12 protein-coding genes are annotated in these 16,399 nt (G+C 52.2%); 10 read left to right on the top strand and 2 right to left on the bottom strand.

All coding sequences use genetic code 11. The features are described from left to right. Positions 1–32 precede the first annotated feature (32 nt). From BUB30_RS22770 to BUB30_RS22750, 5 genes are read left to right on the top strand one after another with little or no spacing between them, the layout of a single operon-like run. Positions 33–1,046 carry an AAA family ATPase gene (locus BUB30_RS22770; protein ID WP_073138515.1) on the top strand — a complete coding sequence of 338 codons (1,014 nt, stop codon included), beginning with the start codon at positions 33–35 and terminating at the stop codon, positions 1,044–1,046. A gap of 6 nt (positions 1,047–1,052) precedes the next feature. Beyond that, the gene (locus BUB30_RS22765) at positions 1,053–1,949 is read left to right on the top strand and encodes a DUF58 domain-containing protein (RefSeq protein WP_073138514.1); all 897 of its coding nucleotides are present in this window, start codon (positions 1,053–1,055) and stop codon (positions 1,947–1,949) included. Next, entirely contained in the window at positions 1,949–3,211 is a 1,263-nt protein-coding gene (locus tag BUB30_RS22760; RefSeq protein WP_073138511.1) for a BatA domain-containing protein, read from the top strand. The genes BUB30_RS22765 and BUB30_RS22760 overlap by 1 nt, the downstream gene beginning before the upstream one ends. Then, positions 3,208–5,475, top strand: coding sequence for a hypothetical protein (locus BUB30_RS22755; RefSeq protein WP_073138508.1), 2,268 nt, complete (start codon positions 3,208–3,210; stop codon positions 5,473–5,475). The genes BUB30_RS22760 and BUB30_RS22755 overlap by 4 nt, the downstream gene beginning before the upstream one ends. 5 nt (positions 5,476–5,480) lie before the next feature. Further along, the gene (locus BUB30_RS22750; protein ID WP_143165041.1) at positions 5,481–7,223 is read left to right on the top strand and encodes a hypothetical protein; all 1,743 of its coding nucleotides are present in this window, start codon (positions 5,481–5,483) and stop codon (positions 7,221–7,223) included. 63 nt (positions 7,224–7,286) lie between these two features. Here BUB30_RS22750 and BUB30_RS22745 read toward each other — a convergent pair whose 3' ends face one another. Beyond that, a complete protein-coding gene (locus BUB30_RS22745) occupies positions 7,287–7,880 on the bottom strand; it encodes a DUF3109 family protein (RefSeq protein WP_073138504.1) in 594 nt (197 codons plus the stop codon). An 83-nt stretch (positions 7,881–7,963) separates the two neighbouring features. Next, entirely contained in the window at positions 7,964–8,812 is an 849-nt protein-coding gene (gene tcmP / locus BUB30_RS22740; protein ID WP_073138502.1) for a three-Cys-motif partner protein TcmP, read from the bottom strand. A gap of 146 nt (positions 8,813–8,958) precedes the next feature. Between tcmP and BUB30_RS22735 the strand changes: the two genes are divergently transcribed. The 5 genes from BUB30_RS22735 (at position 8,959) to BUB30_RS22715 (ending at position 16,355) form a co-directional block, all read left to right on the top strand. Beyond that, the gene (locus BUB30_RS22735) at positions 8,959–11,217 is read left to right on the top strand and encodes an ATP-dependent helicase (RefSeq protein WP_073138500.1); all 2,259 of its coding nucleotides are present in this window, start codon (positions 8,959–8,961) and stop codon (positions 11,215–11,217) included. A 107-nt stretch (positions 11,218–11,324) separates the two neighbouring features. After that, positions 11,325–12,476: an IPT/TIG domain-containing protein gene (locus BUB30_RS22730; protein ID WP_073138498.1), complete on the top strand. Its 1,152-nt coding sequence runs from the start codon at positions 11,325–11,327 to the stop codon at positions 12,474–12,476. Between the two features lie 250 nt (positions 12,477–12,726). Further along, positions 12,727–13,449 (top strand): DUF4290 domain-containing protein, encoded by a 723-nt coding sequence (locus BUB30_RS22725; protein ID WP_073138497.1) that lies wholly within the window; start codon positions 12,727–12,729, stop codon positions 13,447–13,449. 84 nt (positions 13,450–13,533) lie between these two features. Next, a complete protein-coding gene (gene murA, locus BUB30_RS22720; RefSeq protein WP_073138495.1) occupies positions 13,534–14,841 on the top strand; it encodes a UDP-N-acetylglucosamine 1-carboxyvinyltransferase in 1,308 nt (435 codons plus the stop codon). Positions 14,842–15,176: 335 nt separating this feature from the next. Beyond that, positions 15,177–16,355 (top strand): porin family protein, encoded by a 1,179-nt coding sequence (locus tag BUB30_RS22715; RefSeq protein ID WP_178377173.1) that lies wholly within the window; start codon positions 15,177–15,179, stop codon positions 16,353–16,355. Positions 16,356–16,399: the final 44 nt, after the last annotated feature.

Below are 16,399 nucleotides of genomic sequence, written 5' to 3'. Positions count from 1 at the left end.
AACAAAACCGAACGTTTAGACATTTTACTGATATGACCCAGGATCTGAAAAACACCGAGCAAGCCGTACAGGAGATCATCGGCAAGCTGAATGCCCTCAAGCAGGAAATACGAAAAGTGATCGTCGGCCAGGAAGAGACCATCGACCAGCTGCTGATCACGTTCCTCGCCGGCGGACATGCACTGCTGGAAGGTGTGCCCGGGTTGGCAAAGACCCTCATGATCCGCACACTGTCGGATGCGATCGATTTGAAGTTCAGAAGAATTCAATTCACACCTGATCTCATGCCTTCGGACATCATCGGTACAGAGATCCTGGAAGAAGATCATACTACAGGAAAACGTTTTTTCAAATTCAACAAAGGTCCCATATTCTCCAACATCATTCTGGCCGACGAGATCAACCGCACGTCACCAAAGACGCAAGCCGCCTTGTTGGAAGCCATGCAGGAATTTGAGGTGACCTATGGTGGCATCACCTATCCCTTGGAAAGACCCTTCTTCATATTGGCAACGCAAAACCCGATTGAACAAGCCGGAACTTTTCCGTTGCCGGAAGCGCAGCTCGACCGGTTCTTACTTTACGTGCGAATCAACTATCCCACTGCCGAAGAAGAGCGCGCCATCCTGGAAAGCACCACCGGAAGAAAAAGCAATCCCGTTCAAAAAGTAATTGAAGGAAGCAAGATATTAGAGGCGCAACGTCTGGTTCGTGAAGTGCACATCAACGCCGACCTGATCGACGTTGTCAGCCGGATCGTTCGCGCCACACGCCCTGGACAAAGCGAAGTCGCATTCGTGAACGAGTGGGTTCGCTGGGGCGCAGGTCCCCGTGCCGGCCAAGCCATGATCTTGACGGCCAAAGCGCGGGCGTTGCTGCACGGCAACTTTGCCGTCACCATGGAAGATATTCAAAAGGTGGCTTACCCCGTGTTGCGCCATCGCATCCTGATGAACTTCAAGGCCGAAGCGGAGGGTGTGACACCCGACCAGGTCACGGCAAAATTGTTTGAAAGCATCGCGACGATAAAAAGCAATCGAATCTAAAAAATCGTGAACCCGCAGATCAAAGACTTGCTCAAACCCGAGATCCTGAACACGGTGAACGGCCTCGAACTGGTGGCCCGGATCATCGTGGAGGGATTTATGAGCGGGAGCAACAAGAGCCAGGCCGTTGGCGCGGGTCAGGAGTTTAGCCAATACCGCAGCTATGAACCCGGCGACGATCTGCGACAGCTCGATTGGAAGATGTATGCGCGATCGGAACGGTACTATATCAAGCAAGCGGAAATTGAGACCAACATCACCGTAAAGTTTATTATCGACGCCAGTCATTCGATGGCATATACGGAGGCCGGTGTGAGCAAACTTCAGTATACCAACGTTCTCGCCGCCGCGCTAGCCTATCTCTGCCGGAAACAAAGCGACACCTTCGGGCTGTATACGGTCAACAATAAGATCCTCAACACCGTGCAGCCGCGCTTTGAACAACAGCAATTCATCCGCTTTATCAATGCACTGATCCACATAAAAAGCGAAGGCACCTGGAAGAAAGACAACGGACTGGAACAGTTGTTTGATCACCACGGCAAAGAACTGATCATCTTCTTTACGGACCTCTACGACGATGGCGAAGACCTCCTGCATTTCATCTCGCGCCTGAAAACACCCCGCAACGAAGTGATCGTCTTTCACCTGATGGGCCATCACGAAATGGAACTGGACCAGGAAGGTTCGTTTACCTTTGAAGACCTGGAGACCCGTGCCCAGGTAAAAGTCGATACTGCACAGCAACAAGAACAATATACGGCCCGCATCAAAGAGTGGATCCGTCGCTCGCGCATGTGGATGTTGGAAAAGCATATCAGCTATCAACTGGTTTCCATGGGCGATCCCTTTGAAAAGACGTTGCGCGATTTTCTAAAAGTACGTAAATCCATGATCCGCTGATGATGTTCGCGCACCCGATATGGCTTTGGGGGTTGACGGGGCTACTCGTCCCGATCGGCATCCACTTGTTGAGTCGAAAGGAAGGCAAGGTGTTGCGCATGGGTAGCATCCGGTACCTGGAAGATTCCACCACCAAACAATTCAGAAGCCTGCGGCTGAACGAAATGTTGTTGCTGGCGCTACGCTGCCTGGCCATCGCGCTACTGGTATCCTTCTTAAGCGGGTTGCAATTCAACGCATCCGGCAGTCATCAAAAGAAATGGCTGGTCGTGGAAGCCGGCCTGGACAATGAAGCCCGCTTTTCCTCGCTTAGCGACAGTCTAAAAAAAGAGGGCTATGAATTGAAGCAATTGTCCAAAGGCTTCCCCTCCCTTGACAGCGCAAAGACAGAACGACTCGACTACTGGTCGGCGGTGGATCTGCTGAAAAGAAAATCGCTTCAGCAAGTGGTCGTTCTTTCATACAATTACGTGTCGGGATTTAAAGGTAAACGCCTGACGTTACCCACAAACATACGATGGATCACCGCGGCGCCCGAACCCATAGAGTTCCCGATACAAGCCGTCAGGCTGGCTGGCGATTCTCTTTCGATTCGCAAAGGAACCTCAACCCCTCAAGAAACGAACTTTGAAACGGTAAAGGCAATCACGCCACGCGGTGGGTACTTTCACATGGGCAAAGACTCCATTCGCATCAACATGCCGGACACGGTATCGCTGGCCTTTGTGGGTGATGAGGTGTTTGCTTACGATCAGATGATCCTGACAGCCTCTCTTGAGGCATTGAAAGGATCCATACCAACGCACATTCAATGGAAAAACTATAAACCCGAAAATATTTCGCAAGCTCCGAAGACCGCTTGGGTTGTCTGGCTCTCCACAGAAAAAATTCCAGAAGGAATGATCAATCGCCAAATCATTCTAAAACCGAACGGCGTTGAATCTGGCCCACTGCTATCGCGTCAACCGGGTAAGGAGGGATCCGAAACATGGATCATCACAAAACGACTGAACGAGGAGATCGCCCTTCAGGAAAAACTTCCCTGGCAGTTGGCCAACATCATACTTGTCAAACCCGAAGTCGATCCGGGATTTGACCGGCGAGCCCTGCCCGACATCGCACAGTGGTCAACCGAAGCCACCACGGGCGGACTACAGGCAGATATACCGGCAGGTCAAAATGATCCTTCCCCCCTACTGGCCTTTGCTTTCATGGCGGTGTTATTAACTGAACGGCTGGTGGCCTTTAAACGAAATCAATGAGCGCAACGGAGGCACGATATCATCTTCTTCGCCTGAAACGGAAATACCGCATGATCCGTGTGACGGAAGCCTTGTTGCTGGCCCTCGCTGCGGGATTGATCACCTACGCCGTGGCCTACTGGTTTATTCTTTCCGTATACGGACTCTGGCTGTTGGCGGGCATCGCGGGCCTGAGTTGCTTCATCGTGCGAAGCATTCAACTCGGCCTCTGGCAAATTTCGGAAGCCGGCGTGATCCACTATATGAACCAGCATTATCCCCAACTGGAAGAAAGCGCTGACCTGTTCACAAAAAAAGACGACGACCTCACGTCTTTGCAGCAACTTCAAAAAATAAAAAGCCTCCGTCAATTTGAGATCCTCTACCCTTCTGTAAAACTTCCGCACAAGCTTTTGCAAGCCCTGGTGATTTTTGCATTAAGTGCGCTGATCTCCTTTGGGTCGATGGGGTTTGCCGGAAAACACAAAATATCGCGAGAAACGGCAATTCCTTCCAACGAGCAGGCCGGCCCCTCCACCGAAGAAGTTTTGCCGGCCGCCATTCGCAGCGCCGCCATCACCTTCACGCCGCCCTCCTATACCGGAATTCCCAGGCAAACCGTGAAGACGTTCAATCTTCGCGTACCCGAAGGAACCAACGTGCAGTGGAACATTGCTTTCACTGAAAAAGTACTGGATGCCAAGATGATCTTCTCCACGCACGACAGTGTGAAACTCTCCAACACCGCCAGTGGCGAGTTCTCCATACAAAAACAATTTTCGGAGACAGCCTTCTATCAGATTGCCTGGAGAAATGCAGACGGCACCGCCAAGTACTCTGACTATTTTACTGTTGAAACCATCCGCGATCAGCCGCCCGTCATCGCCATAGAAAACCTGGATCAGTTCATCACCCTAAGCCTGACCGACAATTTAAAGATCAACCTGCAATCCACCTTGACGGACGATTACCGGGTCGACGACGCCTACATCATTGCCACGGTCAGCAAAGGAAGTGGTGAGTCCGTTAAATTCAGAGAGGAAAAATTGCGTTTCGACAAACCCGGCAAGATTTCCGGCAAATCCCTGCGCGCCAACCGCACCATCGACCTGGTGAAACTGGGACTCGATCCCGGCGATGAATTGTATTTCTACGTCGAAGCCCTCGATAACAAAGCACCCCAACCCAACAAGGCGCGCACGGAAACATTCTTTATCGCGCTCCAGGACACCACACAGCAAACCACGTCCATCGACCCGGGCCTGGGCGTAGATCTCATGCCCGACTACTTCCGGAGCCAGCGCCAGATCATTATCGACAGCGAGAAGTTGCTGAAAGAAAAAAAGAACATCACGAAAGAAGTCTTCAATTCCCGAAGCAACGACCTGGCCTACGATCAGAAAGTGCTCCGTCTCCGCTATGGAGAATTTTTGGGTGAGGAATTTGAATCGGGCATCGGTCCGCAGGCCGCCCTTCCCAGTGACGATGATCACGAAGAAGATGTGACCAAAAAGTATGGCCACGTGCACGACACGGAAAACGAACACAACCTCGTGGAGGAGAAAAAGTCAGCGCCCGCCCAGGATCACCACGATCACGGTGGCGACGACAAGGACGATCCCGTGAAGGCCTACACCCACGCCCACGACAGTGAGGACGAAGCCACCTTCTTTGCCCAATCGATCCGCTCGAAACTGAAAGCCGCCATCACGGTGATGTGGGATGCCGAACTGCACCTGCGTCTCTACGATCCGGAAAAATCATTGCCGTATCAGTACAAAGCGCTCAAACTGCTGAAAGAGATCAGCCAGGATTCGCGCATCTATGTTCATCGCACCGGGTTCGATCCACCACCTTTGAAAGAGGAAAAACGATTGACCGGCGATTTAACCGAATTGAAAAACGCCACAGCCGAAAAATCCAGTTCGAAACCGGAAACCTATCCGCATATTCGAAAGGCGGCGGCACTGCTGGAGCACATGTTGCAATCTGGCACGGTGACGATAACACCCGATATCAAAAACGATCTCCTCAAGGCAGGGCAGGAACTCTCGGTGGTCGCCATTGCCCAGCCGGGCCGTTACCTCAAGAGTTTGTCGTTATTGAAAAGACTCTCTGAAAACGAGATCGAGCCTGCACAGCAACCCGTCGCGATCGAAGCCATACGGGCGTCGTTGTGGCAGGTGCTTCCCAAAGAGGCCGCCTCACCCCAATCACACACCCGGCCCGTCCACGCATTGGACGAACGTTTCTTAAAGAGCATGGAGGCATTGAAGCAAAAATGAAAGTCATGATCACGTTCCATGCACTCGTATCGCCCACGCTCCTCGCCGCGCTGCTGGTTCCGTTAACCCTGCTGTTCTTGTGGCTGGAGTGGAAACGCAAACAACGCTTTCTCGTGTTGCGCTGGATTGCCGTGGTCGTGATGATGGCGATGGCCGCAAGCTTGTTCCTGCGACCGGTCGTGACCTCAGAAAAGAATTCATCCATCCTGTTGTTGACAGCGGGGTATGAGAAACAGAAAGTCGATAGCCTCCTCCAACATCATCCCGACTTGCAGCTGTGGCATCTAACGGGAGTAAATCCTTACAAAAAATCGTCCCTGCTTGCCGATCACGAATTGCCCATCAAAGGAGACCAGATCCGGTTTGTGACGGGAGAAGGCTTACCGGCCACTGACCTCGATTTACTCGACAACAAAACGTTCACCTTCATCCCAAGCCAACCCACGGCCGGCATCATGTCGTTGTCGGTTGTCCAGCCCGTGTTGGCGCATCACCCGGCACAGGTCCAGGGAACATTCTACAATACTACGCCGGAAAAAAAATGGATCGTCATCAACGGCCCCAACGGAAAAGAAGACTCGGTGCTGATGGAGGGACGAGGACTAAAATCATTCCACCTATCGTTCACACCTAAGCAAAAGGGCGAATGGTTGTACACGTTGGCCATACAAGGCAGCGATGAAAAATGGCAAGCGGAAAAACTTCCGGTTTATGTCGAGGCCGACGCGCCCCTCCGCCTGCTCTTCATCCAGGACTTTCCAACCTTCGAAACCCAATACCTGAAGAGCTACCTCGCGCATGCCGGTCACAAACTCATCTTGCGCTACCAACTCTCCCAAAAGATCTTCCGCTTCGAATTCGCCAACCGCCAACCCACCCAAGTCAACCGGCTGACGCACGATGTGCTTGACGAAACCGATCTCCTCATCATCGATGACGGCGCTTTACAAAAACTTACCGCCGGCGAAAAGAACATTCTGAAAGAATCCATTCACTCGGGACTCGGTATCCTCATTCTGCCCCATGCCACGAAAACCAAACGCGACGGTCTTTTCCCCTTCACCCTCGCGCCGGTAAAAACGGACAGCGCCACCATCGTCCTGCAAGACAAAGCCGTTACATTGCCCGCGTTGCCCGTGCGCCTCCAAAATAATTCAACCGTCCAATCGCTCGTGCAAAACAAGAGTGGCATACTGACCGGGTATGCATTCTCCGGAGCGGGCAAACTCGGATTTCAATTGCTCCAGGAAACCTATCGTCTCACCTTATCCGGCGACTCCGTGGGCTATGGCGCATTTTGGTCGCCCGTGATCGAAAAATTGTCACGCCGTGCAACACAGGCGTCGTCCATACAAATCACCACCCCCTTTCCGTGGTACATCGACGAACCCTTGCAAACAACCCTATTGTCATCCCAACCTAATCCAACTCTTTTCGCCGACACAACCCAGCTGCCGCTGCGGGAAGACGAACGGCTGGATGATGCGTGGCATGGCCAGTTCTGGGCAGGAACACCGGGCTGGCATTCGCTTCAAACGGACGCGTCTTCGCTTCATTATTATGTGAGTGAAAAGGGAGGTTGGAATTCGCTGCGTCAAAATATACAGCGCGAGCAAAATCAGTTGGTGTCGAGCGCCAGCAATTCAAGTGGAGAGCCGGTGTTGGTGCAGAAGGAGCTCCCGGCGTTGTATTTCTTCCTGGCCTTCGTAGCGGCCGCTGGATTTTTGTGGTTCGCACCCAAACTTTAAGGAAACGCGACGTTTCCCCGAGAACAATTCTCAACCTGGTTCAACTATTTTTGAAACTTCAGTTCAGCTTTTTGGCTTCTTCGGTGCAGGTTTAGGATGCTGCTCGATGGTGTCTTCCAATTCCTTGTACCACGCCTCCCCGTATTTACGGACCAAGGGTCCCTTCAGAAACTTATAGACCGGCACCTGCAATTCTTTTCCCAGCGCACAGGCCGGCGAGCAGATGTGCCATTTATGATAGTTGAGCGCTTCGAAATTTTTCTTTTGCGTTACGCGGATGGGATAAAGATGACAGGAGATCGGTTTTTTCCAATCGACGACACCATCATTATAGGCCTCTTCGATGCCGCACTTTAGAATTCCTTTTTTGTCATAGATCGCATACACGCATTCGCGGCCGGCAATCACAGGCGTGCAAAGTTCACCTTCGTCATCGACCACGTGGGTGCCGTGTTTTTCTATTTCCTTGATGCCTTCCGGCGACAGGTACTTTTTGATCTTGGGATAAATTTCATCGAGAATGGGGATCTCCTCTTTCGACAGGGGGGCTCCAAAATCGCCCTCTACGCAGCAGGCACCTTTGCACTTCTCCAGGTTGCAGACAAACTCCTTGTCGCGGATGTCGTCTGAGACCAAAATTTCTCCAATTTTCATCATAATTCGTAAAGGTACGGACAATGCCGCGTATGTTCATCATTTTTTCAAGACATCCCCTTGGCCTTCATGGCAATACCCTCTCCTCAACCAAATAGGTCAAACTGCAAATGGTCGCTCACATTCACATCGCGCTGGATGGCTTGGGCGGAGAATTGCCGGGTGAAAAATCCCATGTAGAAGACGGGCAGGTTGATGAGATGTGACTCCAGTTTGTGCACCGACAACGCCGTGTTCATGCCCATCACCAGCATGTTGTTTTGATAGAGTCGCACCAAATGTTTGTAGAACTGGATGTTGCTGGTCACTTTCGACAGGCTGCCGAACCCCGTGCCGCCGATATATTTCCGCAACGTGTCGGGGTGGTCTTCGGTGTAGTGCTGGTAGGTGAGCCGGTCGTTGAGGACAAAGGTGAACGGCACCACAAAGCTAAAGCCCAACTCGGACCACTTCTCCATGAGGCCTAAGGGCATATCCAGCGAAAACGGGTCGACCAGGCAGAGGACTGCAACTTTATGACCTCGTTTTGGTGTTGGTAGCGTAGTTCTGAAGCGGTCGGTCAGCTCCGGCAGCGCGTCCGTAAAAACCGAGACGTTTTTTTCAGGCCCATATTTCTTTACGCGCGCCTGCAGGGCATAGGCCTGTTCCGGGTCGCGCTCACAAAATATCCACCGATGGATGGGAAGATCGCCGGCCAGTGTTGCGAGTGCAACGCTGGGAAAGATCGCTTTTTGGTGACCTGTCGAATACAGACCGCTACCGGAAAATGCATCGACAAAAATAATTTCATCGGCCTTGGCCGCGGCGTTCATGATGAAGGCCTGAAGGTAACGTTGAACAAGTTGAACCTTTACTTTAAACCAGGGTTCGGCGGCGGTGATGCTCAATCCATCGGCTTGAAAATTCAGCGGAACGACGGGCGTTTTTACGTTCAAAAAGTTTTATGTTTAGCGTTTTTCGTTATCAAAAATAAAGAGACAAAGCGGTCTGTGAAAGGCCGGCGGGAAGTATCTGAAAAACCGTGAGAAAAAAACACGGCATACCGGGCATTCCCAAATCTCTACTCTAACTTGCACCCAATATGACGACGGATTATCTCGATAGTTTAAATGAGCCCCAACGCGAAGGGGTTGTCAATACCGAAGGACCTTGCATGCTCATCGCCGGCGCCGGCTCGGGCAAAACCCGCGTGCTCACCTACCGCATCGCCCAACTGATGAACAAGGGGGTGGACGCGTTCAACATCATGTCCCTCACCTTCACCAACAAGGCTTCACGCGAAATGCGCGAGCGCATCGAAAAAGTGGTGGGCCACGATGCCCGCAACCTGTGGATGGGAACCTTCCACTCCGTGTTCGCCCGCATCCTCCGCGCCGAAGCCCATCACCTGGGTTACCCCAACAATTTCACCATCTACGATACCGACGATTCCAAAACCCTCATCAAGAACATCGTGAAGGAAATGGGACTGGACGACACGGCCTACAAGGCCAGCACCGTCTACAACCGCATCTCCGCCGCCAAGAACAGCCTCATCGGCTGGGAGGACTACCTGCAAAACGCCGAACTCATGGGCGACGACGCCGCCAACCTGCGTCCCGAGATCGGCAAGATCTACAAAGCCTATGCCCTGCGCACCTTCCGCGCCGGCTCCATGGACTTCGACGACCTGCTGTTCAACACCGACAAGCTTTTCAAGGAGCACCTGGAAGTGCTCAACAAATACCAACAACGGATTCACTACATCCTGGTGGACGAGTTCCAGGACACCAACCTGTGTCAATACTACATCATCCGTAAACTGGCCGCCGTGCGCCAAAACATCTGCGTGGTGGGCGACGACGCCCAAAGTATCTACGCTTTCCGCGGCGCGGACATCACCAACATCCTGAACTTCGAACGCGACTACCCCGATTTGAAGGTGATCAAGCTGGAGCAGAACTACCGCTCCACCCAAAACATCGTGGAAGCGGCAAACTCGGTCATCAAAAAGAACCGGGCGCAACTTCCCAAGAACGTATGGACAGCCAACGAACAGGGACCGCTCATCGAACTGATCAAGGCCGTATCCGACAACGAAGAGGGCCGGCTGGTGGCCGGTTCCATTTTCCAGGAGCGCATGCAGCACCAGCTCAAGTTCAGCGACTTTGCCATTCTCTACCGCACTAACAGCCAGTCGCGGGCCATTGAAGAGGCCCTGCGCCGTATGAACATCAAGTATAAAGTGGTGGGGGGCCTCTCGTTCTATCAACGCAAGGAGATCAAGGACCTGCTGGCCTATATGCGCTACGTCATGAACCAGCAGGACGAAGCCTCCTTCCGCCGGATCATCAATTTGCCCAAGCGGGGCATTGGCGATTCCACGGTAGATAAGATCGTGGTGGCCGCCAACGACCACAGCATGACCATCTGGGATGTATTGCAGAATGCCGGGCACTTTGTGGGTGGCCGGTCGGCAGCCCCCATCGAGGATTTTGTGGCCATGATCAAACGGTTCACCCTGGAGATCGAGCGAAAAGATGCCTATGACGCCGCCTTCGAGATCGCCAAGGGTTCGGGACTGCTCCGCGAACTTTATGAGGACAAGACCGTGGAAGGCCTGAGCCGCTACGAAAACGTCCAGGAATTGCTGAACGCCATCAAGGAATTTGTAGACGACCCCGAACGCCAGGAGAAAAGCCTCGGCTCCTTCCTCCAGGAGGTGTCGCTGGTCACGGGCCAGGACGAGGACAAGGACAAGGATCCCGACAAAGTAACGCTCATGACCATCCACATGGCCAAGGGCCTGGAGTTCCGGTACGTCTACATCGTGGGCCTGGAAGAAGACCTCTTCCCTTCCCAAATGATGCTGAGCAGCCGCGCCGAGTTGGAGGAAGAACGCCGCCTGTTTTATGTGGCCATCACCCGTGCCGAGAAGCGACTGTTCCTGTCTTACGCCCTCACCCGCTATCGCTTCGGACGACTAAAGAACTGTGAACCGAGTCGTTTTCTTGACGACGTGGATCAATCCTACATCAAGGTAAGCAGCAAGTTCGGTGGCCTCGAGTCTGCGCCGCCCACCAGTCAGTATGCCAAAACCCTGGTGAACGGCATAAAGAAAACCATTGCCTCCACCCCCGTGAGCAAGCCACCCTCGGGCTATAAACCACCGGCCGACTTCGCTCCCAGCGACACAGCTGCTCTCAAAGAAGGCATGAAAGTCGAGCATCCCAAGTTTGGGTTTGGCACCGTATTGCAGATGGACATGAGTGGCGCCGACCGAAAAGCGCGCATCAACTTTGGGTCCGCCGGAGAGAAGACGCTCTTGCTTAGTTTCGCGAAACTTCGAATTGTAGAGTAAAATCTTACATAAAACTTTTTCGCATCATTTTTTACAGCAACGCTCAAGAGGTGTAATGTACTTTTATAGCCTGCCAACCGTGGCAGGCAAAACCCTCTTGACTCTCAATGAAAAAAGCTGCCTTCTTCCTTTTCGGTTGTTTCCTGATCTCCTGTTCCGACGAAGAAAAGTCACCTTCTATCCTTACGATCACCCCGAACGTCGCCGACTTCGAGCAGACGGTCACGATCGCCGGTTCGAATTTCAGCACCAGCCTACTGGACAACGAAGTGAGCTTTAACGGCACACCCGCCACCGTGACGTCGGCCACGGCCACCGAACTGGTGGTAACTGTACCCATCAACAGCACCTCGGGAAAGATTTCCATTAAAAGCCAGGGACGCCAGGTGATCAGCGCCACGGATTTTACCGTGACCTGTGGAACCTGGGCTTCGCGCGCAGCACTTCCACAATTCGGAGAAGGCGACAATGCCGCCATCTTCACCACCCAGGGCAAGGCCTTTGTCATGCTCGGCCAGGTTAGCGTCGGCGGCGCCCTCCAGGATGCCGCGTTGTTCCAATTTGACCCGACCAGCAATAGCTGGACACCCAAAATCATTTACGATAAAGAGTTTTTCCCCAGCTCCTTTGCCAGTTGGGGATCGAACGCCGGGAAAGGCTTCGTGCTGGAACCCTATGGCGGCGACCTGCATGCCTACGACGTGGCTACCGATTCATGGTCGATAAAGAAAAGTCCCTATACGGTTGACAATGGCGACAAATACCCCGTGGTGGCCTTCAACATTGGCGACGATGGCTATGTCGTGCTTTCCGATAACAACGTCTGGAAATACAATATCACAAACGACAGCTGGACAACCCAGGGCGTATTCGCCGGTGAGCTCGATTTCTCCCAGGAAATTTACGGCCTGGCCACCAGCACCAAGGGTTATCTCGGCAACGGCTCCAACCTTTGGGAATTCGATCCCATCACCAAGCAATGGACCAAAAAAGCAAGTGTCTCCGCCCAAACATTTCTGATGTTTGCCACGAGTGACCATGTGTATGCGGCCGACTACACCGAAGGCAAAGGGCTTTGGGAGTTCAACGCCGGCAACAATGGCTGGACACGGAAGGCAACCTTGCTGGGCAATCAACGGTATTCGCCGCTGTTTTTCGGCTTGGGCAACAAAGGATATGTAGGCGCCGGCAGCCAGACCTCCAATGACCAGTTATTGAAGGATTTCTTTGAGTACACACCTAGCGGAGGTATAGACTGATCCCGGCCTGGTTAGGCTGATGCCGCGGGGAAAAATCACCCCAATCCTTTCCCTTCCAGAAGAAAAACTTCAATTTCATCCGGTTTAGACGATTTCGCGGCTGCCAGATTTTCGATTTTCGAACCGAAACAGTATACTTGCTGTTCCAAATCGTAGGTAATACGCGAATTACAAGTCCATTTTTAATAAGCCAACGCGTTTTTTTCGTCACATTAACGTCACGCTTTCACATTTTACGCTTAACACAATCATGATCGGAGAATACAATTCATCGCGCCCGCATATTATTCTGAAAGAATACGGTCGCAACGTCCAAAAGCTGGTAGAATACATCAGAAGCCTTCCCAGCATCGAAAAGCGCACCGAGCTCGCCTATACCCTGATCGAGCTCATCAAACAACTTACCCCCAGCATCAAAGAACAACCCGACAACCCCCAGCGGCTGTGGGATGATCTATACATCATCGCCGACTTTGACCTGAGCGTCAACAATCCCTATCCGGTTCCCGAACGCGAGATCCTGTTCAAGAAACCCATGCGGATGGAATATCCCAAAAACGATGTCCGCTTCCGTCACTATGGCAAGAACATCGAGAAGCTGGTGAAAGAAGCGTTGAAGAAGGACGATCCGCAAGAGCGCGAAGAGTCCATCATCTACCTGGGCAAGCTCATGAAAACGTTCTATGGCAACTGGAACAAAGAAACCCTGGACGACTCGGTGATCCTCCGCGATATCCAGGCCATGTCGGGTGGCGCATTGAACATGACCATCGAAAAAGTGCGCGACGAAAACCTGTTCGAGAAGCTTTACAAGGAACGCAAGAAAGTGCGTCCCCAACAAGGACAGGGACAAGGCAACAGCACGCATCAGCAACCCCGTCATTCCGGTGGTGGCGGTGGTGGCCATCGCCCCTTCAACAAGAACAACAACAAAGGCGGCAACAACAATTTCCGCAGAAGAAGAGATCAATAATAGCAGTCGGGCGCAGACCATTCGGTGTGCGCCTATTTTTTTTCTGCCGGTACGATACCCAGTACTAATTTTTTAAGTCACCCCATGAGCATCTTCAAGATCAAAGGAGGAAAAAAGCTGAAAGGCGAAATCATTCCGCAAGGCGCAAAAAATGAAGCGCTTCAAATCCTCAGTGCCACCCTGCTGTCGGCCGAGCCCATCACCATCCACAACGTGCCCAACATCGTGGACGTGAACAAGCTGATCGAACTCATCGGCGACCTGGGAAGTAAAGTGGAGAAACTGGGACCGGAATCGTATCGCTTCACCGCGTCGAACGTGGACATCAATTTCCTGGAGACAGACACCTACCGCAAGAAAGCCGCCGCCCTTCGCGGATCGGTCATGCTGCTGGGTCCCATCCTCGCCCGCTTTGGTAAGGCCACCATGCCCAAGCCCGGCGGCGACAAGATCGGAAGACGTCGTCTGGATACGCACTTCCTCGGCTTCCAGAAACTGGGCGCCAAATTCAACTTCGATTCGGAAGAGCACCTCTTTCATATCGATGCCTCGGAATTGAAAGGATGCTATATGCTGCTGGACGAAGCCTCCGTGACCGGCACTGCCAACATCGTGATGGCCGCCGTGCTGGCCAAAGGAACCACCACCATCTATTACGCGGCTTGCGAGCCCTACCTGCAACAGCTTTGCCTCATGCTCAACCGCATGGGTGCCAAGATCAGCGGCATCGGCTCCAACCTGCTCACCATCGAAGGCGTGGCAAAACTTGGAGGAACCGATCACACGTTGTTGCCCGACATGATCGAGATCGGCAGCTTTATCGGTTTAGCCGCCATGACGCAGTCGGAGATCACCATCAAGAATTGCCGCATCGACATGCTGGGCATCATCCCCGAGATCTTCAAACGCCTCGGCATCAAAATGGAATTCCGCGGCGACGATATCTACATTCCCTCACAGGAGCGCTATGAACTGGAAACGTTCATCGACGGCTCCATCCTCACCGTATCGGACGCTCCCTGGCCAGGCTTCACACCCGACCTGATCAGCATTGTGCTGGTCGTTGCCACGCAGGCCAAAGGCAGTGTGCTGATCCACCAGAAAATGTTTGAAAGCCGCCTCTTCTTTGTCGACAAATTGATCGACATGGGCGCACAGATCATACTTTGCGACCCACACCGCGCCAACGTGATCGGCCTGGACCGCAAGCAACAACTGAAAGGCATCAAGATGTCATCCCCCGACATACGCGCAGGGGTGGCGTTGTTGATTGCCGCACTGTCGGCCAGCGGCACCAGTGAAATTTCCAACATCGACCAAATCGACCGCGGCTATCAAAATATCGACCAGCGTTTGAAAGCGTTGGGAGCCGATATCGAGAGAATTGCCTAACCTGTTTTTCGTATAGCCATCGTTGCTTTTCATGAGATCTTCAAATACCCGCGAAGTCTTTCAACGCTGGTTTTAAATTTTAAGAACAAAACACTACAATCTCTCGGATGTGGCGCAATGCTGCCAGGGAAGTACTTCATTTGAAAAATTCCTTCATTCCGCGTCCATGCCACCCGTGATTTTATGAATTCGCATGCAAATCTTACACCGGCGACGAGTATTGCTGACACACCGGTTCGTTCTGCTATCTTTACCTCGCAAAGGAACCAACGATGTTAGCAACGCTATCCGACCCGATCGTTATTGGCCATTTTGTTGTTTACTATAACCTGTTCATGAAAAACGTTTTAATTATTTTCGTTGCGCTCTGCGCCATTCCCGCATTCGGTCAAAATTTCAAACCAGGCTACGTACTTCAGCAAGGTGACACCCTTCGCGGCTTAGTGTCATTCCGTGAAACAATCGCCCCACCGGAGCGATGCCTATTCCAAAAAGAAGGCCAGCCCGAAACTACCTTCTACCCCGACAATCTTGAAGGCTTCGGTTTTGATGGCCGACACTTCCGCACGCTCAAAAACAAAGGCGCCGCACACTTCGCCGAGGTGATCGTGGACGGAAAAGCAAAATTCTATCGCGAAGGATTGTCGTATTTCGTTCAAAAAGACACGGCACTCATACCCCTTTCGACGGTCACTCAAAAAATTACCGTATCGGGCCATGAATACACCAAAGAGGATAAGACCTATGCCATTCGCCTGAAAAGTATTTTCTCCGATTGTTCCTCACTACCATCGGCTTATGAGCAGACCGAGCTTTGGACACTAAGCCCCTCATCAATTGAGAAAAAATATTCAAAGGTGGTTGCCAAGTACAATGCCTGCTTTGGCGACTCGTCGTCACATTACACGGCCACGAAAGGCAAGCCCAGGCTTTCGTTCGGGGTGTTGGCAGGGATGATCAGCTCGCCCAATTCGGCCAACGGCAAAAACCAGGTTGTGCACAGCCTCGACTCCAGTTTCCCGGTAAGCTTCGCCGCGGGATTTTTCGTGGATCAGGTCAATCCCCGCATCAGCGACCATTGGCACGTCCGCCTGGAGGCCATGTATTTCCGCACAAAATTCACCAGCATCGTTGCAGCATCATATGACCCGGCAAAAGAGATCGAACTTCGTTACACAACGTTCAAATTTCCGGTTAGCGTAGCCTATCATTTTAACACCGGTCGCGCCTTCTCACCCTATGTGAGAGGCGGTCTCAATTTTCTTATTTTCACCCAAAGGTCGTTTGTAGAAACGACCGACTATGTCATGGGAGCCTATCAGAGTAAAGTGCTGGATTTGAAAATCAAGACCAATACGTTCCTCGCCGGTGTTGGCGTTGAATACAAAGTCGGACAAAAACATACGCTGTTTGCCGAGTTGCGATACGATACAGGCTTCAATATTTTGAGTAGCTCGACGAACGACAAACTCAAAGTTCGCAACATCGGCCTCAATGCCGGGTTCTGTTTCTAAAACTGTCCAAGCGGACCAGCGATCGCGAAGAGAATCTACTGACC

Source organism: Chryseolinea serpens, assembly GCF_900129725.1.
Classification (GTDB): Bacteria; Bacteroidota; Bacteroidia; order Cytophagales; family Cyclobacteriaceae; genus Chryseolinea; species Chryseolinea serpens.
This window is presented reverse-complemented; position numbering and strand designations above follow the sequence as displayed.

Coding starts and splice junctions, on each gene's coding strand:
- BUB30_RS22725 (WP_073138497.1), top strand. CDS start 12,727: ATGATCGGAGAATACAATTCATCGCGCCCGCATATTATTCTGAAAGAA.
- BUB30_RS22770 (WP_073138515.1), top strand. CDS start 33: ATGACCCAGGATCTGAAAAACACCGAGCAAGCCGTACAGGAGATCATC.
- BUB30_RS22715 (WP_178377173.1), top strand. CDS start 15,177: ATGAAAAACGTTTTAATTATTTTCGTTGCGCTCTGCGCCATTCCCGCA.
- murA (WP_073138495.1), top strand. CDS start 13,534: ATGAGCATCTTCAAGATCAAAGGAGGAAAAAAGCTGAAAGGCGAAATC.
- BUB30_RS22745 (WP_073138504.1), bottom strand. CDS start 7,880: ATGATGAAAATTGGAGAAATTTTGGTCTCAGACGACATCCGCGACAAG.
- BUB30_RS22760 (WP_073138511.1), top strand. CDS start 1,949: ATGATGTTCGCGCACCCGATATGGCTTTGGGGGTTGACGGGGCTACTC.
- BUB30_RS22735 (WP_073138500.1), top strand. CDS start 8,959: ATGACGACGGATTATCTCGATAGTTTAAATGAGCCCCAACGCGAAGGG.
- BUB30_RS22750 (WP_143165041.1), top strand. CDS start 5,481: ATGATCACGTTCCATGCACTCGTATCGCCCACGCTCCTCGCCGCGCTG.
- BUB30_RS22755 (WP_073138508.1), top strand. CDS start 3,208: ATGAGCGCAACGGAGGCACGATATCATCTTCTTCGCCTGAAACGGAAA.
- BUB30_RS22730 (WP_073138498.1), top strand. CDS start 11,325: ATGAAAAAAGCTGCCTTCTTCCTTTTCGGTTGTTTCCTGATCTCCTGT.